General features: G+C 67.9%; 17 protein-coding genes, 1 tRNA gene and 1 pseudogene. 11 read left to right on the top strand and 8 right to left on the bottom strand.

Going from position 1 to position 22,877, the window contains the following annotated elements:
* Nucleotides 1-200: 200 nt before the first annotated feature.
* From MQE23_RS20695 to MQE23_RS20665, 7 genes are all read left to right on the top strand, one after another.
* Nucleotides 201-869, top strand: coding sequence for a response regulator transcription factor (locus tag MQE23_RS20695; protein ID WP_020273619.1), 669 nt, complete (start codon nucleotides 201-203; stop codon nucleotides 867-869).
* Entirely contained in the window at nucleotides 869-2,005 is a 1,137-nt protein-coding gene (locus MQE23_RS20690) for a histidine kinase (protein ID WP_243382697.1), read from the top strand. The genes MQE23_RS20695 and MQE23_RS20690 overlap by 1 nt, the downstream gene beginning before the upstream one ends.
* 704 nt (nucleotides 2,006-2,709) lie before the next feature.
* Nucleotides 2,710-3,180: a hypothetical protein gene (locus MQE23_RS20685; RefSeq protein ID WP_243379813.1), complete on the top strand. Its 471-nt coding sequence runs from the start codon at nucleotides 2,710-2,712 to the stop codon at nucleotides 3,178-3,180.
* Between the two features lie 512 nt (nucleotides 3,181-3,692).
* Complete coding sequence (locus MQE23_RS20680; protein ID WP_243379811.1) at nucleotides 3,693-4,238, top strand: hypothetical protein; 546 nt, start codon at nucleotides 3,693-3,695, stop codon at nucleotides 4,236-4,238.
* 585 nt (nucleotides 4,239-4,823) lie between these two features.
* Entirely contained in the window at nucleotides 4,824-7,808 is a 2,985-nt protein-coding gene (locus tag MQE23_RS20675) for a tetratricopeptide repeat protein (RefSeq protein WP_243379810.1), read from the top strand.
* Between the two features lie 241 nt (nucleotides 7,809-8,049).
* Nucleotides 8,050-8,364: a hypothetical protein gene (locus MQE23_RS20670; RefSeq protein ID WP_243379808.1), complete on the top strand. Its 315-nt coding sequence runs from the start codon at nucleotides 8,050-8,052 to the stop codon at nucleotides 8,362-8,364.
* Between the two features lie 394 nt (nucleotides 8,365-8,758).
* Nucleotides 8,759-9,745 (top strand): hypothetical protein, encoded by a 987-nt coding sequence (locus MQE23_RS20665; protein WP_243379807.1) that lies wholly within the window; start codon nucleotides 8,759-8,761, stop codon nucleotides 9,743-9,745.
* 265 nt (nucleotides 9,746-10,010) lie between these two features.
* On the opposite strand, the gene MQE23_RS20660 is transcribed toward MQE23_RS20665, so the two are convergent.
* Nucleotides 10,011-10,235, bottom strand: coding sequence for a hypothetical protein (locus MQE23_RS20660; protein ID WP_243379806.1), 225 nt, complete (start codon nucleotides 10,233-10,235; stop codon nucleotides 10,011-10,013).
* Between the two features lie 304 nt (nucleotides 10,236-10,539).
* On the opposite strand from MQE23_RS20660, the gene MQE23_RS20655 reads away from it, so the two are divergent.
* Nucleotides 10,540-11,490 (top strand): hypothetical protein, encoded by a 951-nt coding sequence (locus MQE23_RS20655; protein ID WP_243379804.1) that lies wholly within the window; start codon nucleotides 10,540-10,542, stop codon nucleotides 11,488-11,490.
* 445 nt (nucleotides 11,491-11,935) lie between these two features.
* Nucleotides 11,936-12,517 (top strand): annotated as a pseudogene (locus MQE23_RS20650) (hypothetical protein); the annotation flags it as partial.
* On the opposite strand, the gene MQE23_RS20645 reads toward MQE23_RS20650, so the two are convergent.
* Nucleotides 12,469-12,542: transfer RNA gene (locus tag MQE23_RS20645), tRNA-Gly, on the bottom strand. The pseudogene MQE23_RS20650 and the gene MQE23_RS20645 overlap by 49 nt on opposite strands.
* Before the next feature lie 535 nt (nucleotides 12,543-13,077).
* On the opposite strand from MQE23_RS20645, the gene dcd reads away from it, so the two are divergent.
* Together dcd and MQE23_RS20635 are read left to right on the top strand one after the other, a co-directional pair.
* Nucleotides 13,078-13,653, top strand: a complete 576-nt coding sequence (gene dcd / locus MQE23_RS20640; protein WP_010032156.1) for a dCTP deaminase — start codon at nucleotides 13,078-13,080, stop codon at nucleotides 13,651-13,653.
* Nucleotides 13,654-13,664: 11 nt separating this feature from the next.
* Nucleotides 13,665-14,162: a phosphoribosyltransferase gene (locus MQE23_RS20635; RefSeq protein ID WP_037670125.1), complete on the top strand. Its 498-nt coding sequence runs from the start codon at nucleotides 13,665-13,667 to the stop codon at nucleotides 14,160-14,162.
* A 75-nt stretch (nucleotides 14,163-14,237) separates the two neighbouring features.
* On the opposite strand, the gene MQE23_RS20630 is transcribed toward MQE23_RS20635, so the two are convergent.
* The 6 genes from MQE23_RS20630 to MQE23_RS20605 all read right to left on the bottom strand — a co-directional run bounded on the left by MQE23_RS20630 (nucleotide 14,238) and on the right by MQE23_RS20605 (nucleotide 22,713).
* Complete coding sequence (locus tag MQE23_RS20630; RefSeq protein ID WP_243379803.1) at nucleotides 14,238-15,251, bottom strand: Yip1 family protein; 1,014 nt, start codon at nucleotides 15,249-15,251, stop codon at nucleotides 14,238-14,240.
* Nucleotides 15,252-15,334: 83 nt separating this feature from the next.
* Nucleotides 15,335-16,768, bottom strand: a complete 1,434-nt coding sequence (locus tag MQE23_RS20625; RefSeq protein WP_243379802.1) for an FG-GAP-like repeat-containing protein — start codon at nucleotides 16,766-16,768, stop codon at nucleotides 15,335-15,337.
* 41 nt (nucleotides 16,769-16,809) lie between these two features.
* Nucleotides 16,810-18,243, bottom strand: a complete 1,434-nt coding sequence (locus MQE23_RS20620) for an FG-GAP-like repeat-containing protein (RefSeq protein ID WP_243379801.1) — start codon at nucleotides 18,241-18,243, stop codon at nucleotides 16,810-16,812.
* Nucleotides 18,244-18,265: 22 nt separating this feature from the next.
* Complete coding sequence (locus tag MQE23_RS20615; RefSeq protein WP_243379799.1) at nucleotides 18,266-19,690, bottom strand: FG-GAP-like repeat-containing protein; 1,425 nt, start codon at nucleotides 19,688-19,690, stop codon at nucleotides 18,266-18,268.
* A 29-nt stretch (nucleotides 19,691-19,719) separates the two neighbouring features.
* Nucleotides 19,720-21,123 (bottom strand): FG-GAP-like repeat-containing protein, encoded by a 1,404-nt coding sequence (locus MQE23_RS20610; RefSeq protein WP_243379798.1) that lies wholly within the window; start codon nucleotides 21,121-21,123, stop codon nucleotides 19,720-19,722.
* Nucleotides 21,124-21,186: 63 nt separating this feature from the next.
* Nucleotides 21,187-22,713 carry a VCBS repeat-containing protein gene (locus tag MQE23_RS20605; protein WP_243379796.1) on the bottom strand — a complete coding sequence of 509 codons (1,527 nt, stop codon included), beginning with the start codon at nucleotides 22,711-22,713 and terminating at the stop codon, nucleotides 21,187-21,189.
* Nucleotides 22,714-22,877: the final 164 nt, after the last annotated feature.

Genomic DNA, 22,877 nt, shown 5'->3' with positions numbered 1-22,877 from the left:
CAACCACGGACACCATCCGCCGAGCCTCACCCACCCGCCCGCCGACGGGTTGGAGCGCTCCCCCCGACCGGCTGGAACCGGCCTGCCGGGTGGCGGGTGTCCACAGCAGCCGCACCGCCGCGCGCCGTGCCGGACGTAGTGTCGACGGCAGCGGTGGACAGAGCAGACGAGTGTGAGGCGGAACGCCGGTGATCCGGGTAGTGGTGGTGGACGACGAGGCGCTGGTGCGGTCCGGGTTCGAGCTGATCCTGAACGCCTCCGACGGCATCCAGGTCGTGGCGACCGCGGAAGGAGCGCAGGCCGCCGACGTGATCCGGCGCGAGCACCCGGACGTCGTGCTCCTCGACATCCGCATGCCGGATGTGGACGGCCTGACCGTCCTGAGGGAGATCCGGACGCTGCCCGAGCCGCCGACGGTGGCCATGCTGACCACCTTCGACACCGACGAGTACATCCTGACCGCGCTGCGCTCGGGAGCCGCGGGCTTCCTGCTCAAGGACACCGAGCCCGAACAACTCGCCCACCTCGTACGCACCCTGGCCGCCGGTGGCGTGGTGATGTCCCCGAAAGCCTCGCGGGCTCTGCTGCGCGGCCATCCTGGGGCGGACACGCCCCAGGTCGCGGAGGACGTGGCGCGCGTGAACCTGCTCACCGACCGCGAACGTGACGTCCTCGTCCTGATCGCGGAAGGACTGTCCAACGCCGACATCGGCACCCGCATCCATCTGAGCGCGGGCACCGTCAAGGACCACGTCAGCTCGATCCTGACCAAGCTCCGGGTCTCCAGCCGCGTCCAGGCGGCGCTCCTCGCGGAGCGGGCCGGACTGCTCAGCGACGACGGCGCCGGCACGGCACGGGGCAACGGATGATGAGCACGGCTCAGGAACGGTGGCGGCGGGTGCCGCCCTGGGCCGTCGACGCGGGCCTCGTCGTGCTGGCCGCCCTCGACGCCTGGATCAACCTCTACGGCGAGGCGACACCGTTCATATGGGCCTGCGCCGCCCTCGGCTGCGCCGGACTGCTCCTGCGCAGGCGCTTTCCACTGACCGTCTTCCTGTTGACCCTGCCCATGACCCTGTTCATGGACGTGGCGGTCGCGCCGATCGCCGCCCTGTACACGCTGGCCACGCGCACCCGCAACCGCCGCCTGCTGGCCGGCTGCGCCCTGCTGAACGCGGCGGCGAGCACCCTCGCCTGGCCCCTGTCCGACACGTTTTCCGGCGACACGTTTCCCGGCGACCGCACCTGGACGCTCATCCAGTTCGTCTACACGCTGGCCACGGCCTTCGCCCCGATCCTGTTCGGCCAGCTCGTGCAGGCCAGACACGACGTGGCCCGCCAGCTCGTCGAGGTCGAAGTGGCCCGCGAACACGAACGCGCCCTGTACGCCCAGACCGTCCTCGCCCGCGAACGCGCCCAACTGGCCCGCGAGATGCACGACGTCGTCTCCCACCAGGTCAGCCTCATCGCCGTACAGGCCGGAGCCCTGCAGGTCGCCGCCAAGGACCCCGACGCCCGCGACGCCGCCCGCACCATCCGCACCCTGAGCGTGAACACCCTCGACGAACTCCGCCACATGGTCACCCTGCTGCGCGCCTCCGGCGGCAAGGACACCGAACTCACCCCCCAGCCCACCCTCGCCGACCTCCAGCAGCTGATCGCCAACAGCGGCATCGAGACCACCCTGACCGGCGAACTCCCGCCCGGCATCAGCACCACCGCCCAACGCACCATTTACCGCACGGTCCAAGAAGCCCTCACGAACGTACGCAAGCACGCACCCGGCGCCCGCGCCGAGGTACGCCTGTGGCGCGACGCGCAGCACTTCGGCGTCACCGTCACCAACACCGCCCCCACCCGCCCGTCCGTCGCCCTGCCCAGCGCCCGGCACGGTCTGATCGGCCTGAGAGAACGCGCCGAACTGCTCAACGGCACCCTCACCGCCGAGCCTTCCCCACAGGGCGGATACAAGATCGAACTACGGGCCCCCACCCGGCCCGCCTGAGCACAACCCGCCAGACGCGGATCGGCGCTACTTCGCGGAACGCGACCTGGCCCCGTATCTCTCGGCCAAGGTGCTGACGCTGGTTCCCTTCCACAGGGCCTCTACCCGATCTCGTGGAGGCACCGGACAGGCCCCACCGGCCACCTCGCCGACCGGATCGGCCGCAAACCCCTCATCGCCACCGGCATGCTCGTTCAGTCGGCCGGTTTTCATCCTGCGAGGCGCGGCTCGTTGATCCACGTCGCGCGCGCCGCACGGTCCAGCTTCTCCTCCGCCAGTACTACGGCCGCAGCCCTTAGGGGGCCTGTCACTATGCCCGCCCGGCACACCGGCAACACCCTCGCCGCCGACACCGGCGCCAAGCTCAGAACCTCATGGCCCGCGCCGGCCAGTCCTCGGAGCGGGGGCACGAATCTGGCACGCGACCGCTGACCACCACGGACAGCAAAAGGCCCGGGTCTCTGACCTGGGCCTTCTTCATGGAGCGGGTGACGAGAATCGAACTCGCGCTCTCAGCTTGGGAAGCTTGGGTTCTACGGGGTCGACAGTCCCCGCTGACCTGCTGCTGAGCGGCGTCATGACCTGAGGCTGTCTCTGGGTGGGTGACCGCTGTTCCCCGTGGTTCCCCGCAGTATCTGGCACGGTTGTGGCACGACACGTAACTCTGTGGCCGCAGTGCGGCGTCACGCCCGATGATGGGGGCCATGGATGTTGTCGTTCAGCGGGTGTGCACGTCGTGGACGAAGAAGTCGCGCGGCGGCTCTGAAGCTGCTCGCAGAAACGCCGCCCCCACGGCCTTCTTGCTGCCTCCGGGCATGACTGCTGGCCTCCACGAGGTCGCCATGCGGGAATCCGATTCCTTCGAGCCTCGTACACAGGTGCAGGATCTGTCGGCACCCGGGATGATCCTCCGCGAGGTCGATGGGCTGCTGCGCGTGGATCCTCCAGGGGTGAGCATGTTTGCCATGCCACGACGCAATCGGCGCCCGCCCGCCGTTCGTCTGGCTCCTGGCCAATGGCTGCAATGGCAGATCAACTACCGGTTCGTCGGCCGCTGTGACGGAGCATGGTCCTATCGACTGGAGACGTTCAACATCCTTTACGGCCCTGCGACGCCCGACGTGTTCCTAGGTGTGCCGGCACGTCACGTAGACGAGCGGCGGTCCCTGCGTTGAACTCTGCGTCACCAACACAGCAACGGCTCCGGAGGCCGCTTCGGACCTGGGCAACGCGGCAGGTCACGACCCTCACCGCGGCAGTTCAGGGCGAACGAGTCCACGGATAGTCCACGGCTGGTTGAGCACCGCTTCAGGAGTCCGATCAGCGGCCAGAAAGCCCGTGGTACCCCCAGGATGGGACGACCATGAGCGGCCGCCCTGGCGTACACACCTATGCCGTCGTTGATGTCAGCCACGTCGGCTCAGCGCGTCTGTGGGGACCGGGCTTGGGCCTGGTGTGATACCGAGGGCGAGCGGAATGTGGCGGGGCTGTGGGTCGGCGACCACACCGCGATCGGGCTGTCGGTCGTCACGGCCCAGTGAGGCTCGCTATGAGGACAAGTCCACGTGGAGCGGAACAAGCTCAGACCGAAGGGCTGGACATCAAGTTATCCGCATACCAAGTTTAGCTTTCGGTGCTTCACAAATGGGAGGCGTGGTTCGGGTAGTGAGCCCTAGCATGCCGAGCTATGGGCTTGGAGGCGGAACGCATCGCGCAGGTGGCTGACGAACTCAAGATTGGGTTCTGCGGTCTCAACCTAGCCATACTGCCGCTTGCTGACCCCCGGCAGCCGCTTATGGCCATCTACCGCGACCTGTACGAGCAGACGGTTAACTCGCCGCTGGTCGTGTACCGCAACGACGGCACACCCCACTCTGCGGAGCGCCTGACGGACACCTTCGCCATGGCCAGTTCGACTCCTGGTGCCGGGCTGGGGGAGGACCTGCTGAACTTTGCGGCAATGCACGGTGCTACACGCCTCGGTGATGCGATCGAGCGTGCCGGGCTACGCGACAGGACCAACCCACTGCTTGAGTTCGTCCGGCACTTCCGCAACGCCTCTGCTCACGGCAACCGTTGGCATTTCAGGAATGGAGAACCTAGGCAGCCAGCCGCGTGTCGCGGCATCACCCTGACGGCAGCACTGCACGGCTCGAAGGCGTCTGGGGGAGTGGTCGGAGCGGGCGACTATCTGGACATGCTTGACGACGTGGCGGCGCACTTTCGGCCCTGACCAGCACCAGTCCCCCGATGGCGGCTGCAAGCTGGCCGGTCTACTGCCCTAGAACATTGCATAGGCGAGGTCCGACTGAGCCGGAGCCGCGCCATGCAATCGTTTCCCGTCTCGCGGTAAGGAGCATGTACCAGAAGGCCGTTCGTGCGGTGCTCTGGATCAGTGCGAACAGGCGTCGGATCAGTACACAGTCGCCGGGGTGCTGAGGTACTGCAGCTGGCCACTGCGTGACGGCCGGGGAAGTCGTTGGCGACCGGCTCCAGGGCAGGCGAGGCGTGTACAGGGACGCCGGGGCCAGGTGCGTGTGACCTCTGGAGGGTCAGACGAGCGCGCATCCGTCCCGCCTGCGCCCCAACTTCCGTGCCGGCGCGGGCGTGGCTTTGGCTGACAAACGAAGGAACCGGATCGGACACTTATGACCTGCAGCTGACGCCACTGCTTCGGGTGGGTGTCGTGCCAGTCTCAGGGACGTGGTGAGCGAAGTGACGGGGTGCGGAGATGCCAGGGTCGGGTAATCGAGGTCTGTCGAGGGGTGCGCTGATCCGGCAGCGGGCAAAGGCACGGTTCGTGGGTCGGCGGGCGCAGTTGGCGCTGTTCGCGGAGAACCTATCGAAGGACCCGCAGTCTGAGGAGGACCCGGCGGAATTCCTGGTCCATGTGCGTGGTGTGGGTGGGGTGGGGAAGTCCACTCTGCTGCGGCAATGGCAGGAGGCGGCGCGGCGTGCGGATGCGGTGACGGCCTTGGTGGACGAGAACGACGTCCACGGGGTACAGCAGGCCTTGGTCGAGCTGGCCAGGCAGTTGGCGGAGCAGGCCGGCCCGTGTAAGGACTTCGACAAGGCAGTCGAGCAGTTCCAACGGGGTCAGGCGTCGCAGGAGGAGCCAATGCCCGTGGAGGGCGAGGTATCGGTGTCGAGCCGGGTGGTGACGCAGGCCGCTTTGGGAGCGGCGTCGCTCATTCCGGGGGCCGGTGTGGTGACGGCGATGGCGAGTCCGGATGCCGCGGCCCGGGGGTTGGACCGGCTCCGGTCGGCATCCCAGGCTCGTGCCCGCCGGCGGGGAACCCGAGGCGATGAGGCGGGTATGAGCAGGGCTTTCGTCGCCGAGCTGGAGCGGTTGTGCCGTCGCCACAAATGGGTGGTGCTGTTCTTTGACACATGGGAACAAACAGCCCGGTACCTCGACGTGTGGCTGCTGAGTTTGCTGGAGGAAGAATTCGGGCCAGTGCCAGCGAACGTCATGGTGGTGCTGGCCGGTCGGGATGAACTCGCGGAGCGGCAGTGGGCACCGCTGCGGGCGCAGGTCGCGGACGTGCCGTTGGAGGTCTTCACCGAATCCGAGACGCGCTCGCTGCTCACCGCGCGCGGTGTGACCGATCCGAGTGTGGTGGAAGCGGTCCTGCAGCTGTCGATGGGGCTGCCTCTGCTTGTGGAGCTCCTTGCTCTGGCCCGCCCCCACACAGTTGAGGCAGTGGACGCGGGCGGGGACCTCGCGGACGTGGCCGTCGAGCGCTTCGTACAGTGGATCACGGATCCTGAGCAACGCGAGGCGGTGCGGGCGTGTGCGCTGCCGCTGCAACTGAACGAGGACATCGTCGCTGCCGCTGCCGGGCCTAGGGCAGAGGGGGTGTGGGACTGGCTGTGCGGGCAGCCGTTCGTCAGCGGCCGCGGCGGATTCAAGCACTACCATGCAGTGGTCCGCGCCAGCATGGTCCGTCAGGAGCGCACCCACTCCCCTCAAGGCTGGGCTTCGGCACATCTACGGCTCGCTGACACGCATGCCGCCTGGCGTGCCGCGCTCGAGGAACGGCTCCCCGAGGCGAAACAATGGACAGACCCTATATGGCGCCGATACTGCCTTGATGAGACGTACCACCGTCTGTGTGCCCACCCGGGTACACAGCTGACGCCCGCCCTCGAACAGGTGGTGCATGCTGCGGGCCAGGACACCGCTGTGCTGCGGCAATGGATCGAGGCACTAGAACAAGCCGCACAGGACACCACCGACGCAGCCCTGCTCACCTGGTCAAGGCGGCTCCGGGATGCTCTCGGCGGTGACGAACCTGTACTCACATGCCTTGGCGTCCTGCTCTCCCACAGCCAGCTGAGCGCTGAGATCAGGAGCTGGGCTCACACCTACCGTGGCAGCCGTCTCTACCTCTGTGACCGGGAGGGAGAGGCGCTCACCGAGTTGGACCGCGCCATCGCGCACAACACCCGTAACGCTCATGCCTGGGCTCGTCGCGGGGAGACCCATCGCTGGCTCGATAACTCCGACCAGGCCATCGCCGATTTCACCGCCGCACTTGAAATCGACCCCACACTCGCCTGGGCCCTCGCCTCCCGCGGCCAAGCACACCTTCCAGGGGACCGGCAGGACCAGGCCATCGCCGACCTCACCGCCGCACTTGAAATCGACCCCACACTCGCCTGGGCCCTCGCCTCCCGCGGCAAAGCACATCTACAAGGGGATCGGTATGACCAGGCCATCGCCGACCTCACCGCCGCACTCGAAATCGACCCCACCGACACCTGGGCACTTGGCATCCGCGGAGAGGCTCACCGACAAGCAGGGCAGTATGACCGGGCCATTGCCGACTTCACCGCCGCACTCGAAATCGACCCCACGCTCCCCTGGGTACTCGGAATCCGCGGTGAAACACACCAGCAGGCCGGTCGGTATGACCAGGCCATCGCCGACCTCACCGCCGCGCTCGAAATCGACCCCACCTATGCCTGGGCCCTCGGCACCCGCGGTGAGACATACCGGCAGGCCGGTCGGTATGACCAGGCCATCGCCGACCTCACCGCCGCGCTCGAAATCAAGCCCACCTATGCCTGGGCCCTCGGCACCCGCGGTGAAACACACCAGCAGGCCGGTCGGTATGACCAGGCCATCGCCGACCTCACCGCCGCGCTCGAAATCGACCCCACCTATGCCTGGGCCCTCGGCACCCGCGGTGAGACATACCGGCAGGCCGGCCGGTATGACCAGGCCATCGCCGACCTCACCGCCGCGCTCGAAATCAAGCCCACCTATGCCTGGGCCCTCGGCACCCGCGGTGAAACACACCAGCAGGCCGGTCGGTATGACCAGGCCATCGCCGACCTCACCGCCGCGCTCGAAATCGACCCCACACTCGCCTGGGCACTTAGCATCCGCGGCAGGGCACACCGACAAGCAGGTCATTACGAGCAGGCGCGAGTAGACCTGGAGCGGGCAGTGGAAGTAGATCCCGAAGACCTCTCCTGCAGGTTCGAGAAGCTCATGTTCGACACCGTGGAGGGAGGGCTCGAAGGGTGTGCCGAACGGTGGAGTCAACTGCTCGGGTCCCCTATCAGCCCGCCGGACGGGGCTAGTGCAGAGACCTTGGACCTTTTTCGAGCCCTGCTCGTCGAACCGGGAAACCGTGTGCCGGAAGCAACAGAGAATTTGCTCGCTACACAACCGGGGCCGGGCAACCTCACGGAGATACTGAGCTATTTGGCTGAGCTCTCTGTTGTGGGAGCCAGGGTGGCTGGCCGGGCACGGCAGTGCCACAACCTGATCATTGAGCACACGTCAAGTTGAGCCGTCAGCGACGGCACCGAAGGTCACGCAAATCGTGGCGCTGGTATTTCTGCAGCCGGGCGAGGATCCGACGGGGCATCTCGACGGCTGGAGTTCGATCGCTTCCTGGTTCTGCTGAGGTACTGCCCGGCCACGCTAGCCGTGCCGGAGCATTGAGGAGTACTGGCATCCGGTGCCGTTGATGTCACTTGTGGATGTCAGAACGGAGCGACCCGCGCTCGCTCGCTGGCACGATGGTCGCGTGGTTGGCCTGGAGTGCACCAGAGCAGAGACCGTGGCGTACTTCCAAGCGCTCGATGAGAACGGCACCCTGCGGTACCACTTCCCCCATGCCGACGAGGAGGGCGGTCTGTGGTACATCGAAGCCGTACCCGACTGCGGCGAGTTGATCGTCATCAAGCAAGCCGAACTGACTTCGGCCGGCCGACTCCACCGGTACAGCTGGGAGCACCTGGAGGACGAGCACGGTGGCCTGACGGACCAAGCGTTCGACCCTGAAGAGGATTCGCTGGAGGCCATCCCGGCCGAGGAGTTCCAGCGAGTGTGGACGTGGTGATCACGCTGGACAACCACTGTAGGAGAGAGGCGGGGGTGTACTGCCGGTGACCTGCACCTTTAGTGGTGGAGCTGTCGGCCGTGGTCGAGCCCGCTAGGCACCCGCGTTGACGGTGGCTGACCCCTGCCATCTGGCACGGTAGTGGCACGAACCTCAGCCGACGCCAGTCAGCCACGACCGCGGGTGCGTCGCCCGACCAGGCGCGCGTATGCCTCGCCGTACCCCTGACCTTAGCCACGCTGCATTGCTATGGCCCAGAGCAAGCCGTGGCGGCGGGCGCGGTTCTGGCACTCGGTGCCATACACCACGCACCTGGTGCCAATACTCGCGATACGCACCATTGCAGACTCACCTGTCTCTTACGATGTGGCCCAGTCTAAGAGGAGGGGTGCAAGTGATACTCCGCGAGTTCCTGTACGTAGATACTGATAAAGTCAGGGCAATGCTAGCCCAAATCGATGGAGGGGTCGCGGAAGAATCACGGGAGACCGAGCGCAAAGAAAAAAGGACCACTGTCGGCCCACGGGTCGCTGGGCAATATTTTCAAGGATCTGGAAGTGAGACGTATACGAATAAGTCTCTAGGCGATGCGTTGTTTCCGATGCTCGAACAGGCTCTAGAGTCAGAGTCACTGCTTCGAGATATATCAGAAGAAGTCTGCGACCCAGAGCAGTGGAGTTCCGGTGAACTGAAAGGAAGACTGCCTGTAGGGTCCCTGGTCAGAGTTACAGCCATGGGCTCTCTGTTCGATACTCGCTATGCGACTTCGGCATTCTCGGCCTTTGGATCTGTGATGGTTGGCTTGAACGACATGGGTCATCTACCGGTTGTCAAACAAGCCAGTCAAAGCAAAGGGAAGCAGGGGGGCCAGCAGAGGCATACACCTAAGCAGAAACCGGCAGACGGGCCAGCCGCGTTGGAAGACTCAATCCCCGACTTCCCTGACATTGGAGGTGCTGACGGGAGAATGCTGAGAGCTTTCGTGCGCATTTCCAAGGGCGTCTTTGCGCCTGGCCTTCACGTGAACCTTACTCCAACGAAAGGCGTCCTTATAAACTCGCGACTCCAAGAAGGGCGCCAGTACTTGGACAGTGAAGCAGATATCCTATTCGCCCGATACGGGACGGAGCAGCAGGAGTGGACAGTAGTCGGCAGCATTGGCAGCTACGGCACTGAGGAAACCTCTCTACCTGACATGGATTTCTACAATGCGGACGGAAGTATAAACAGAGCGGAGTTTGCGGAGACCATGAACGCTCAGATGCGAAACCTGGGCCGCTTGGGATTTATTGACCTTCCGCAGCATCCAGGCTTCTCGCTTATCCCCTTCGCCGTTTATCGATCCATTCCTCGGAGTGGTGCAGTGACAATTGCCGATTGACGCGAATTGATTTCGCTGCACCTAGTTTGCGGATCGAGAATGGGTATCCAGGAACTCCTCGCCATGCGGTACTTGAAGCGGAAGCTGCGATCATTTGCGGGCGGTTGGGGTGCTGACCTGGGCGAACGGATAGGTCGCGGCCTTGTCAGGCCGGGCTGTTTCCACCGTGGTTCCCCACTGTTCCCCGCTCGATCTGGTGCGCTTGTGGTGCGGCCTGCCCGGCGCACGGCCTGATGGGCGTACGTGCAGACGCGTGGAAGGCGTCTCAGAGATGGCGTTTGGACGCTCTGACCAGTCGGCTGATGTCGTCGCAGGTCTTTACCCTGCGCTGGTCGAGCTCGGTCCTGCTATCCGTCTTGGGCAGCGCTGTGACGTCCGCAAGTACAGCTTCTGCCGCCTGGCTCAAGGCCTCATCATCGGTGAGCATCTGCACTCGGAAAAGGGCTTCTTGGGCGTTAGAGCGCAGGTCGTAGGCGCGGACGCGCACCACGCCGGGGTCCTCGTGCGGTGGTTGTTCATGTTCGCAGAACCACGGGTGCACCAGGCAGCGGCGGTAGTTGATGAGTGCTAATGGGCCATGCCCGGCACGGCGAGAGCCACTCGGCCGGCGTCAGTTCCGACACCTCCTCGCTTGCCAGTGCCGCATGGCCCGAGCCTGAGGAGCTCGCCGGTCTCAGCATTGAACATCCCGGCAGTAGACAGCGGCACCATCACCGCACAGGTGGCCGTCCACCACCGATGGTGCAAGAGTTGATGGAGACGCTCGTGCTTCGATCCAAGACCATGGGCAAACAATGGATACTTTTTCCGTAAGTGTATTAGCTGGCGTTATCGCGGCGGCTATCTGGACGCCTATCGGCTTCTGGCTGGGGGCATCCTTCCAGCGTCTTCGGCTCAGGAGGCCTGTTCGCTGGTTCTGGCAACTCCCACCTGAGAATAAAGAGGTTCTGATATCCGCAAGCGTCCATAATTATGATCCCGCCGAAGGTACCGCTTATATCCCAACAGGCGACACCCTCACAATGGCTGAAGTAACGTCGCTACTGAAGCGCAATTTCCGTGGGCTTGTCAATGTATTCTATTCAGACCCGCAAAGCACAGTAAGAGCATGGGGTCGCACCGTTGTCCTCATTGGTGGCGGAAAGGGTAATGTGACCTCACGCTGCCTTCTTGCCGCACTTGCTCCCCCCTTGCACGCATACGACCACGAAGATGTCGAGCATGACTACAAGGGGCTTAAAAATAAGCGGCGTGACCGAATCATCAGCCCCCCGGAGTCGAGCGAGGAGGACTCTGCATTCATTATCCGAACACTGGACCCCCTAAATTGCGCTAACTATGTCTACATCATTGCCGGCGGCCGTACGTTTGCAACATATGCAGCGGCTCGATGGAGCACCGACCCGAAGAATCTGCGTTGGGTGAAGCGGAAATACGAGAGGCGGCGCTTCTTGAATTTTCTATTGCGGCGTTCCTTCCGTGTCCGCAGATGGGTCGGCGGCACCCCTCGGCCGCGCCCGAAATTTAACAGCATTCAAGTCGTGCTCAAAGTTCAGATGCATAATCAGCCCGAACCGATGGCGGTCCCCTCTATCGCTGACGCAACGATATGGCATGGAGGCACAGATGACGAAGGCGTGGCCCTGAATAGAGCCTCACAGAAACCGGATTTGTACTACTTCCACACTCCGTGTGATTACCTGCAAAAATACAGGGAATACTCCCGGGGCGATGTAGCACCCTGACAGCTGCTGTTTAGTCTCAACCTTCATCTGGAAAGTCTTGTCTGCTTCATTTGGCTTAGGTGTCGCACCAGTTGGTGGTGGCGCTTGCTGCACCAGTGTCCGTACACCCGGGAGGGCGCGCTGGTACGTGAGTACCGCAGTAGGAGTTCGATCTCGGCCCGCGTGACGCTGCGCTGTCCGACGACGAGGGCTGGCGAGGGTTACACCGTCAGCCGTCAAGGTCTGCGGACGTCCGGGCTCGTTGATGTCAGAGGTGGATGTCAAAGAACAGCTCTGGTGTCGGAAGGGTCTCCATGCGCTGGTCCGGTTGGTCGGCCCAGCTCCACCAGACACGCCCACCGGGGCACCTTCACAGTGACCGGCAGGCCCGCTGGCCGTCGTCCTACCGCCTGGAGAGCACGAAGCCACCAGCCCTCATGGGCTGGATGCATTCGAGGCAGGCAGCCGCCTCGCCGAGCCGGAGCGGATGAACGGGCGCCGCGTCCAGGGCGACACCAAGTCCGAAGCGGGAACCAGGACTGTGATTCTTCCCGCCTTCCTTCGCCGGGAACTCCGCTGGCACCTGGAGTCGTACGCCGAGCCGGGTCCGGACGGGCTGCTCTTTGTCGGTGAGAAGGGGGCTCCCTTCCGGCGCAGCACCTTCGGGCGTAAGTGGCGGAAAGCTCGGGAGGTCGTCGGCATGCCGGAGGGCTTCCGGTTCTACGACCTGCGGCACACTGGGCACACCCTCTCCACCCGTTCCGGTGCCACCCTGAAGGACACGATGGTGCGCGCCGGGCAGTCGTCTGAGAAGGCCGCGCTGATCTATCAGCACTCCGACGAGGAGAGGCAGGAAGAGGTCGCCGCCGGCCTCGACGGCACGGTCCGGAAGGCCCGCGAGGAGGCTGCCCGGAAGGCCGCCGAGAAGCGTTCTGGCACGCGGCCGGTGATTACAGCGGACAGCAAAACGGCCCAGGTCTCTGACCTGGGCCTTCTTCGTGGAGCGGGTGACGAGAATCGAACTCGCGCTCTCAGCTTGGGAAGCTGATGTTCTACCATTAAACTACACCCGCGTAAGACGCCGACCGAGTCGGTGTCCGAACGGTCGCCACTTTACCTCATGTCAGGCTCCCGGTGTTCATGCCGCGGAGCCTGAGGGCGTTTCAGGGGCGGGATGCGGCTGCGGGTGGCCGGAGTTGGGGCGTACGGTGGGGGCGTGGGCGAGGGTCCGGGCGGGACCGGAGTGCCGCCTGGAGGGCCCTCCTTTTGATCCCGTACCGTGGCTTTTGTCGTCAGGCAAGCAGCAGCCCGACGCGGCTCTTGGGGAAGGGACTCTTGGACTTGATGGAGCGCACCGTCGTCCGTTGTGCGGATGGGCACGTGTTCACCACCGCTTCGTTCCCGATGCAGCAGGCCGACCGGCTCGGCCCCGGCCGGCTGCTTCGCTGTCCGCGATGTGCGCGGCTGCGGAGCGTGGTGCCCGTGAGCTACGAGAAGCGGTAGTAGCGGCTCAGAAGCGGTAGCGGCACGGACCGCCAGAAGTACGCAGGCAGGCGCGCGGAGACGTCCGGTTGTGGTCGCTCCGCGCGCCTTGCGTATCCTCGGGGCGTGCTTCTCTCAGACAAGGACATCCGGGCCGAGATCGATGCCGGGCGCGTGCGGATCGATCCCTATGACGACGCCATGGTGCAGCCGTCGAGCATCGACGTGCGGCTGGACCGCTATTTCCGGGTGTTCGAGAATCACCGGTACCCGCACATCGACCCCTCGATCGAGCAGGCCGATCTGACCCGGCTCGTCGAGCCGGAGGGGGACGAGCCGTTCATCCTGCATCCCGGGGAGTTCGTGCTCGCCAGTACGTACGAGGTCATCTCGCTGCCCGACGATCTCGCCTCCCGGCTGGAGGGGAAGAGCTCGCTCGGGCGGCTCGGGCTGGTCACGCATTCGACGGCCGGGTTCATCGACCCCGGGTTCAGCGGACACGTCACCCTTGAGCTGTCCAACCTGGCCACCCTGCCCATCAAGCTGTGGCCGGGGATGAAGATCGGGCAGCTGTGCATGTTCCGGCTCAGCTCGCCCGCCGACTTCCCGTACGGCAGTGAGCGGTACGGGTCGCGGTACCAGGGGCAGCGGGGGCCGACCGCCTCCCGGTCCTTCCTCAACTTCCATCGGACCCAGGTGTGAGTGACCCGAGCATGAGTGAAGTGCGGGAGAACCTCTCCTACGAGCAGTTCGGCGTCGCCGTGCGCGAGCTCGCGCAGACCATCGCCGACGACGGGTACGAGCCCGACATAGTCCTCAGCATCGCCCGCGGCGGTGTCTTCGTGGCCGGCGGGCTCGCCTACGCCCTCGACTGCAAGAACATCCACCTTGTGAATGTCGAGTTCTACACGGGTGTGGGGACGACGCTCGAGATGCCCGTCATGCTCGCTCCCGTCCCGAACGTGATCGACTTCTCCGAGAAGAAGGTGCTGATCACCGACGACGTCGCCGACACCGGCAAGACGCTCAAGCTGGTCCGCGACTTCTGCCTCGACACCGTCGCCGAGGTGCGCAGCGCCGTCGTCTACGAGAAGTCCCAGTCGCTGGTGAAGTGCGAGTACGTGTGGAAGCGGACCGACGAGTGGATCAACTTCCCGTGGTCCGTGGAGCCGCCCGTGGTGCGGCGGGCCGACCAGGTGCTCGACGCCTGACACCACTCCGAGAGACACAGAGAAAAGGGGCTCCCCCTTCCGGGGAGCCCCTTTTCTTATGCCGTGCGGCAGACCTCAGACCGTGCCCAGCTTCACGATCGACAGCAGTGCGATCAGCTGGATCGCCGACGCGCCCAGCGCCTTCGGCCAGGGCAGGTCGTGGGAGCGGCCGACCATGAGGGTCAGCAGCGCGCCGCCCGCGACCCAGGTGGCCCAGCCCAGCAGCTGCACGAACGTCGCGTCGCCGCCGAAGAACATGGCGAAGACCAGGCGGGGCGCGTCCGTGAGGGACATGATCAGCATGGACAGGCCGACCGTGGGCTGCCAGGCGCCGTCGCCGCCGAGCTGGCGGGCCAGGGTGTGGGTGACCACGCCCAGGATGAACGCGCTGATCACCATCGCGACCGCCGTCGTCAGGACGATGGGGATGGCGTTCGAGAGTGTGGCGTTTATCGCATCCTTGCGGGCGCCGTCGAAGCCGAAGACGGCGAGCAGGCCGTAGAGGAACGTGACGATGAGGGCCGGGCCCCACATCGTGTAGTCCCGCATCTGGAGGAACGTCTGGTTGGGGGCGAGGACGATGCCCCTCAGCAGGGCCTTCCAGTGCAGGCGCGGGCCGACCGGGCCGGGCGGCGGGGCGGCCGAGCCGGCGCGGTAGGTGTCGCCCTGGCTGTAGGGGTCCTCGCCGACCGAGAAGGCCTGGGTGTGGCCCGGGTTGTTCGCCGCGTACGGGTCGTGCGGGCCCTGCGGGCCGGGCGGGTACGCGCCGTCGCCGAAGTACTCCGGCTCGCCCTGGTCGCCGTAGCCGCCGCCCGGCCGCCCGGCGTTCGGCTGCGGCCAGGTGGGGCCGCCGCCGTTGCCGTAGGGCGGCTGCTGCGGGTACGGCTGCGGCGCCGGCGGGTAGCCGTACGACGGTCCCTGCGGCGTCTGCTGCCCGTTCGGAGGGTTGTGCGGTCGCGTCTGAGGAGCGCCGTTGTTCCGGCCGCGTCCGATCCTGAATCCAGCCACGTCTTCGAACGTACCTGGTCCCGGGCGGTGGCGTGCCGGGCCCGGGCTTCCGGGCCCGGCTTTGCGGCCGAGCTGTGACATCCCCTAGGGGGTAAGGGCCTTTGGGTGTCCGTGGGTTGTAGGGGTTCGGCCGTACGGGGTTCGCCTCGGCCCTCGCCCGGGCGTCAGCCCAGCATGTCCTGGCCCAGCCTCAGGTAGCCGGTCGTCGACATGCCCAGCGAGCCGGGGCCGACGCTGATCGCGTTCTTCGTCGTCACGCCCGAGGCCGAGCCGCGCAGGCTGTAGACGGCGCCGGAGGGGTGGTTCTCGCCGTCGGAGCCCACGGACAGGTCCGCCTTGCCGTCGCCGGTGAGGTCGGACAGGCGTACGGACGCGCCGAAACGGTCGGCGGACTCGGCGGTGCCGGGGACGCCGGCGGTGTTCTGGGTGAACGACTGGGCGCCGGTGGCGGTCAGGCCGGCGGCCGAGCCGCGCAGGACGGTGACGCTGCCGGCGATCTCCGCGGTGCCGACGGTCTCGTGGAGCGTGCCGACGGCCAGGTCGCCGTAGCCGTCGCCGTTGACGTCGGCGATGGAGAGCGCGTTGCCGAACCAGTCGCCCTCCTCGTCGGCGCCCGGGACCCCGGCGGTGTCCTGGTCGATCGTGGCCTGGGGCTGGGTGCGGACGCCGTTCGCGCTGCCGAGGTACGCGCTGACGGAGCCGCCGAGGCTCTTGCCGTCGCCGCCGTACGCCGCCGAGACGACGTCGTCGTAGCCGTCGCCGTTCAGGTCGCCGACGGTGGCCAGCTCCCAGCCGCCGCTCTTGAGGAACGTCTGGTAGGTGAGGCCGCCGTCGGAACCGAGGTAGATCATGTTGCCGTCGTCGTACGTCGACGCCTCGCTGCCTGTGACGACCAGGTCGTCGGCGCCGTCGTTGTCGAGGTCGCCGGCGGAGAGGTCCTGGGCGCCGTAGATGCTGCTGCCGGTCTGGAGGCCGGTGGCGAGTTCGTGGCGGGAGCCGGGGCCGGAGGATTTGGTGAAGCCCTCGTGGATCCAGATGTCGCTGCCGGTGCTGCCGACGGCGAGGTCGGGGCGGCCGTCCCCGCCGAAGTCGCCGACGGTGAGGGACATGCCGTACTCGTCGTGGGCCGACACGGCCGGGTCGGGGACGCCGATGCCGCCGGACAGGCCGCTCTTGCCGCCCCAGACCACCGTGACGGAGCCGCCGTCGGCGTCGGATCCGACGTCCTCGCCGACGCTGCCGATCACGAGGTCGGCGTACCCGTCGGCGTTGAGGTCGCCGGAGGTGAGGGACTTGCCGAAGCGGTCGCCCTGCTCGGCGGTGCCGGGGATGCCGGCGGTGTCCTGGGTGAGGACGGTGCGGCGGGTGGCGCTGATGCCGCTCGCGGAGCCGTAGGTGACGACGACGGCGCCCGCGTCGGTCTTGCCGCCGACGGGGGCGTAGGGGGCGGCGGTGGCGAGATCGCGGTAGCCGTCGCCGTTGAAGTCGTCGGCATGCTCGGCGGGGGCGGCGGAGGCCGGGGCCGCCAGGGTGAGCGGGGTGATACCGGCGGTCAGCAGGGCGGCGGCGGTGAGGGTCGCCGCGGTGTGCCTGCGCATGAGTGTTCCTCCTGGTAGGGGCTGTGAGGTACGTCGGGGGGTCAGCCCGCGAGTACGTCACCGAAGTACGCGTCGCCCGCCGGGCCACCCACGGTCGCGGCGCCGAAGGACTTGGACCCGGTGGCCGTGACGCCGGACGCGGTGGACTTCAGCAGCCAGACCGCGCCGTCAGCGGTGTTCTCGGCGGAGGCGCTCGCCACCAGCTCCGCGCGGCCGTCGCCGCTCGCGTCGGTGAGCCGCACGGCGTAGCCGAAGGAGTCGTACGCCTCGGCGGTGCCGGGGACGCCCGCGGTGTCCTGGGAGAAGGACTTGGCGCCGCTGCCGGTCAGGCCGGAGGCCGAGCCGCGCAGCACCGTGACCGTGCCCGCCTGCTTCAGCGAGCCGATGACCTCGTACGGGGCGCCGACCGCGATGTCGGCGTAGCCGTCACCGTTGGTGTCGCCGGCCGACAGGCTCCAGCCGAAGCGGTCGTTCCGCTCGGCGGCGCCGGGCACGCCCGTGGTGTCCTGGGTGATGCGGACGGGAGTGCGGGTGCTGAGGCCGCCGGCCGCGCCGTACGTCACCGTGATCGCGCCGCCGGGGCCGCCGTTCGGCTCGGTGGCCGACTTCTCCATGAAGTTGCCGGTGACGATGTCGCCGAAGCCGTCCTTGTTCACGTCCGCGATGACGGCCGCGTAGCCCCCGGCGAGCTTGCCGCCCGCCGTCAGGCCGGTTGCCGAGCCCTTGTACAGCACGCTACGGGTGCGGTAGCCGTCGCCGGCCTCCTCCTGGCCCATGACCAGCAGGTCCGCCTTGCCGTCGCCGGTGACGTCACCCGCGACGATGTTGTCGGTGTTGATACCGGTCTGGGCGGAGGTGTCGATGCCGGTGAGCTCGGTGGCCTTGCCGGTGCGGCTGATCGGGCCCTTGAAGATGTTCAGCTCGGGGTAGGCGAGGTTGGCGGCGGCCAGGTCGGTGTCGCCGTCGCCGTCGAAGTCGCCGGTGGCAACGGACCAGCCCAGCTCGTTGCGGTTCTCCGGGAGCGGGGCGGACATGTCGGTCGCTGTCTTCAGGCCGCTCGCGCCGCCCCAGACGACGGTGAGTACGCCCGAATCGTCGGTGGAGCCGATGTGCTCGGCGTGCACGCCCACGATCAGGTCCGTGTAGCCGTCGTCGTCCAGGTCGCCGGTGGTGAGACGGTCGCCGAAGTAGTCCTGCGTCTCCGGGACGCCCGGGATGCCGTCGGTGGCCTGGCTGATGATCTGGTGCTTGGAGCTGTCGAGGCCGTTCGCCGTGCCGTAGACGACGGCGACGTAGCCGGCCGCGGTCTTGCCGCCGATCTTGCCGAGCGGGGCGGCGATGGCGAGGTCGCGGTGGCCGTCGCCGTTGAAGTCGCCGGAGAGGCCGGAGGGCGCGGCGGTGGCCGGTGTCGCGGGCAGGGTGGTGAGGAGGCCGGTGGTGAGGGTCGCGGCCAGGAAGAGGGTGCGCTTGCGCATTGTCGAGTCCCAGGTGTCGTGATCAGGAGTTGAGTGCCGTGCCGTAGCCCGGCGTGCCGGCCGTGGAGATACCGGTCGTGCCCGGGCCGAAGCTGACGGAGCCGGTGGCCGTCGGGCCGGTGGTGGTGGAGCGCAGGGACCAGACCGCGCCGTCGCCGGCGTTCTCGCCCGGCGCGGAGACGGACAGGTCGGCGCGGCGGTCGCCGGTGTGGTCGGTGAGGGTGACGCGCTCGCCGAAGCGGTCGCCCTTCTCCGAGCCGCCGGGCACGCCCGCGGTGTTCTGGGTGTACGAGGTGGCGCCCTTGGTGGTGAGGCCGGACGCCGAGCCGTACAGCACGGTGACCGCACCGGCGGCGGAGTTCTCGCCCGCGGTGCCGATGGCCAGGTCGGCGAACCCGTCGCCGTTGATGTCGCCGAGGGAGACGTCGCTGCCGAAGCGGTCGCCCTTCTCGGCGGCGCCGGGCACCCCTGCGGTGTCCTGGGTGAGGACGAGGGGGGCGCGGCTGGTGTCGCGGCCGCCGGGACCGCCGTGGACGACGGTGACCTTGCCGCCGAGGGCTCCCGCCGGGTCGGCGGAGGTGTCGCGGTCGTTGCCGACGGCGATGTCGGCGTAGCCGTCCTTGTCGATGTCGCCCACGGCCGAGACGTGTCCGGCGGGCAGGTCCTGGAGCCAGTCGTTGTAGTTGCCGATCTCCAGGTCGGCCAGGGCGGTGGTCGCGTCGTCGGTGCCGGCGGTGCGGCCGTGCAGGACCACCCGGGGGTGGCCGTCGCCGGTGATGTCGCCGGACGAGACGTGGGTGATGCCGTACGAGGTGGACCACGAGTCGTTGCGGGAGCCCGAACCACCGTTGTGCGGGCCGGTCTTGGTCAGCGGTCCGGCGACGAGGGAGAGGGTGACCGGGCCGGTGGAGCCGACCGCCACGTCGAGGTCGCCGTCGTTGTCGAAGTCGCCCGCGGCCAGGGACTGGCCGTAGCGGTCGTAGTCGGTGCTGAAGAAGGTGAACAGCGAACGGGCGCCGGACAGTCCGGACGTGGAGCCCCAGACGATGGTGACGGTGCCGTCGTTGGTGTCGCTGCCGTCCTCGCCGGGCGTGCCGATCAGCAGGTCGGCGTAGCCGTCGGTGTTGAGGTCCGCCGAGGCGAGGGCGGAGCCGAAGGCGTCGTCGGCCTCGGCGGCACCGGGCATTCCGGCCGTGTCCTGGGTGAGGAGCGTGCGCGTCGAGCTCTTCGGCCCGCTGGTGCTGCCGTAGACGACGGACACGGCGCCCGCCTTCGCCTTCCCGGCGACCGTGGCCCCCGGCGCACCGATGGCCAGGTCGATGCGGCCGTCGCCGTTGAAGTCGTACGGGGCGGCGGCGGTGGCGGCGTGGGCGCCGGGTGCGGACAGGGTCAGGGCGAGCGGGGTGAGGGCCGCCGCGAGGACGGCGGCGGTGACACGGGGGCGCATGAGGGCTCCGGGAGTGAGCTGACGGGATGTCACTGGGCGATCACCGAGCCGAAGCCGTTGCCGGCCTTCAGGGAGACGCCGGTGGCGGTCAGGCCCGTGGAGCCCGTGGTGGTCGGGCCGGTGGAGGTGCCGCGCAGGGTCCAGACGCCGCCGGAGCCGTTCTCGCCGTCGACGCCGATGACCAGGTCCGCCTTGCCGTCCTTGGTGAGGTCGGTCAGGTCGACGGCGGAGCCGAAGCGGTCCCAGGCCTCGGCGGTGCCGGGGACGCCGCTGGTGTCCTGCGTGTAGGACGTGGCGCCGCTGGTCTTCAGGCCGGAGGCGGAGCCGAACAGGACGGTCACGGAGCCCGCCTCCGCCACGGTGCCGAGGTCCTCGCCGTGAGCGGCGACCGCGACGTCGGCGTAGCCGTCGCCGTTGATGTCGCCGGTGCTGACGGCCGAGCCGAAGGCGTCGTCGGTCTCGCCCGAGCCGGGCACGCCGGTGGTGTCCTGGTGTACGACGGTCGGCGTCTGCGCCGGGTCGGGGCCGTTCGGGCCGCCGTACCAGACGGTGATCTGGCCGCCCTTGTGGCCGCCGGGCTTGTGGCTGGACGGGTCCGTGGAGTCACCGAGGACGAGGTCGCCGTAGCCGTCGCCGTTGATGTCGCCGACCGAGCCGGGGAAGCCGTCGGCGTTCGGCAGCTCGGCGAACTTGTAGCTCGTGCCGGTCCAGCGGTAGTACCAGATCTGGCCGCCGGAGTCGCCGTCCACGGCGTGCGGGTGGACGCGCTCGGCGGCGCCGTCGCCGGTCATGTCGCCCGCGATCACCTCGTACCCGCCGCCGAGCTCGCCGGCGCGGTAGTGGCTCAGCGGGCCGCCGGTGCGGGTGAAGGGGCCCTGGTACAGGCGGATGTGGCTCTGGCCGGTGAGCGTCACGTCCGTGTCGCCGTCGCCGTCGAAGTCGCCTGTCGCGATGCCCCGGGAGAAGCCGCCCCACTCGGAGAGGTCGGCCGGCTGCGGCAGGCCCTTGCCGCCGGACAGGCCGGACGTGCCGCCCCACAGGACGGTGCCGGAGCCGACGCCGTCCCGGTCGCCGATGCTCTCGCCGGTGGCGCCCACGACGAGGTCGGAGTAGCCGTCGCGGTCCAGGTCGGCGGCGGCGAGGGCGGAGCCGAACAGGTCGGTCGACTCGGCGGTGCCCGGGACGCCGGGGGAGTTCTGGGTGATGATCGCCTTACGGGTGGCCGAGACGCCGGACGACGAGCCGTAGAGCACGACGACGGCGCCGGCGCAGGACATCGAGCCCACGTCGGTGCACGGGGCGCCGACGGCGACGTCCCGGTACCCGTCGCCGTTGAAGTCCCCGGCGAGGCCCGAGGGCGCGGCGGCGGCCGGGGTGACGGTGAGCAGGCCGGTGGTGAGCGTGGCGGCCAGGAGGAGGGTGCGCTTGCGCAAGAGGGGGCTCCGGGTGGGAAGGGGCCGGACCTGGGAGGCCCGGCCCCGGGGGTGCGGGGTGGCTCAGTCGGCGAAGTTCGCGCCGAAGTTCGGGTAGCCCGTCGTCGAGACGCCCGAGGAGCTGGGGGAGACGGTGCGGGAACCGGTCGCGGTGATCTTCGTGCCGCTGGACGGCAGGTAGAGGACCGCGCCGTTGCCGTCGTTCTCGTACGAGCCGGCCATCAGGTCGGCGCGGCCGTCGCCGGTGACGTCGTCGAGCTTCACGTCGGTGCCGAGGAAGTCGCCCTTCTCGTCCGAGCCGGGGACGCCCGCGGTGCTCTGCGCGAAGGACTGGGTGCCGGTGGAGGTGTCGATGCCCGAGGCCGAGCCGTACAGCACGACGAGCTGGCCGGCGTCGGCGACCGAGCCGATGTTCTCGCCCGCGACACCGACCACGAGGTCCTGGTAGCCGTCGCCGTTGATGTCACCGAGGTCCAGCTCGTAGCCGAAGTAGTCGTTGCGCTCCGAGCTGCCGGGGACGTTGCCGGTGTTCTGGGTGATGCCGGTGGTGGAGCCGACGCCGGCCGGCGCGCCGTAGGTGACCCACACCTTGCCGCCGTCGGAGGCCTCGGGGAAGGACACCCCGTCGTCGTCGGTCCGGTTCCAGTGCATGCCGGTGACGATGTCGCCGTAGCCGTCGCCGTTGATGTCGCCGATGCCGGTGATGACACCGGCCTTCAGCGGCCGGGCGTCGGCGGCGGACAGCCCCGACCCCGTGCCGAGGAGGAGGTAGTTGGCGTTCCAGTACTGGCCGGTGGCGGTCTCGAAGCCGTCGACGACCAGGTCGGTGCGGTGGTCGCCGTTGACGTCGCCCGCGGTGAGGTTGAGCGGGCCGGACCCGTCGCCCGACGCCTGGATCGGTGCCTTGACGCTGTACCGGCCCTTGACCGCGGTGCCGGAGGCGCTGATGCCGCCCTTGTGGACGTAGACGACGTTGGAGGTGGTGCCGACGGCCAGGTCCGCCTTGCCGTCGCCGTCGAAGTCTCCGGCGGCGAGGTTCCTGCCCCACCGGTCGTGCTTGGTGGGGGCCGGGTCCGCGATCGAGACGCCCTTGCCGGTGATGCCCTGGGCCGAGCCCCACAGGACCGCGACACCGCCGCCGTCCTTGTCGCTGCCGACGTCCTCCAGCGGGGAGGAGACGGCGAGGTCGTCGTAGCCGTCGCCGTTGAAGTCGGCGTAGGCGCTGTCGGCGCCGAACACGTCACCGCTCTCGGCGGTGCCCGGGTTGCCGGCGGTGTTCTGGCTGATGGCGGACCGCTTCGCTGAGGACACCCCGGTCTTCGTGCCATAGAGGACGACGAGCTGGCCGGCGTCCTTCTTGCCGTTCACGTACGCGCCGGAGGCGGAGAACGCCACGTCACCGATGCCGTCGTGGTTGAAGTCGGCCCGTGGGGCCTGCGTCGGGTCCGCGGCCGTCGCCGTACCGGCCGTGGCCGCGAGCAGCGTGCCGGTGAGGGCGGCCGCGGCGGCGGTCGCCAGGGCGAGGCGCAGGCGGGGGCGGCGGAACGGGTGCGCGTGCGGGCGCCCGGCGGGGCGCTCGTGCTGATGCATGCGAGGTCTCCTGCTGCATGCGGGGATGCCTGGCGGGCATCCACAGTCGATGGAGGGCCGGACTGTCCGCGTTCGCCGGGAGTTGTCCGGGCGTTCACGGGTGGTCGGCGATCAGGAGACCTGTGTGGGGACGTAAGGGTTGTACGTGAGTTCGGTTAATTCTC

Origin of the sequence: Streptomyces sp. HP-A2021, assembly GCF_022807935.1 — a bacterium.
GTDB classification, from domain to species: Bacteria; Actinomycetota; Actinomycetes; order Streptomycetales; family Streptomycetaceae; genus Streptomyces; species Streptomyces afghaniensis.
The sequence above is the reverse complement of the archived record's forward strand: the minus strand, read 5'-3'. Positions and strand labels throughout refer to the sequence as shown.

Coding starts and splice junctions, on each gene's coding strand:
- MQE23_RS20690 (WP_243382697.1), top strand. CDS start 869: ATGAGCACGGCTCAGGAACGGTGGCGGCGGGTGCCGCCCTGGGCCGTC.
- MQE23_RS20685 (WP_243379813.1), top strand. CDS start 2,710: ATGGATGTTGTCGTTCAGCGGGTGTGCACGTCGTGGACGAAGAAGTCG.
- MQE23_RS20680 (WP_243379811.1), top strand. CDS start 3,693: ATGGGCTTGGAGGCGGAACGCATCGCGCAGGTGGCTGACGAACTCAAG.
- MQE23_RS20655 (WP_243379804.1), top strand. CDS start 10,540: ATGGATACTTTTTCCGTAAGTGTATTAGCTGGCGTTATCGCGGCGGCT.
- MQE23_RS20635 (WP_037670125.1), top strand. CDS start 13,665: ATGAGTGAAGTGCGGGAGAACCTCTCCTACGAGCAGTTCGGCGTCGCC.
- MQE23_RS20630 (WP_243379803.1), bottom strand. CDS start 15,251: ATGTCACAGCTCGGCCGCAAAGCCGGGCCCGGAAGCCCGGGCCCGGCA.
- MQE23_RS20625 (WP_243379802.1), bottom strand. CDS start 16,768: ATGCGCAGGCACACCGCGGCGACCCTCACCGCCGCCGCCCTGCTGACC.
- MQE23_RS20620 (WP_243379801.1), bottom strand. CDS start 18,243: ATGCGCAAGCGCACCCTCTTCCTGGCCGCGACCCTCACCACCGGCCTC.
- MQE23_RS20615 (WP_243379799.1), bottom strand. CDS start 19,690: ATGCGCCCCCGTGTCACCGCCGCCGTCCTCGCGGCGGCCCTCACCCCG.
- MQE23_RS20605 (WP_243379796.1), bottom strand. CDS start 22,713: ATGCATCAGCACGAGCGCCCCGCCGGGCGCCCGCACGCGCACCCGTTC.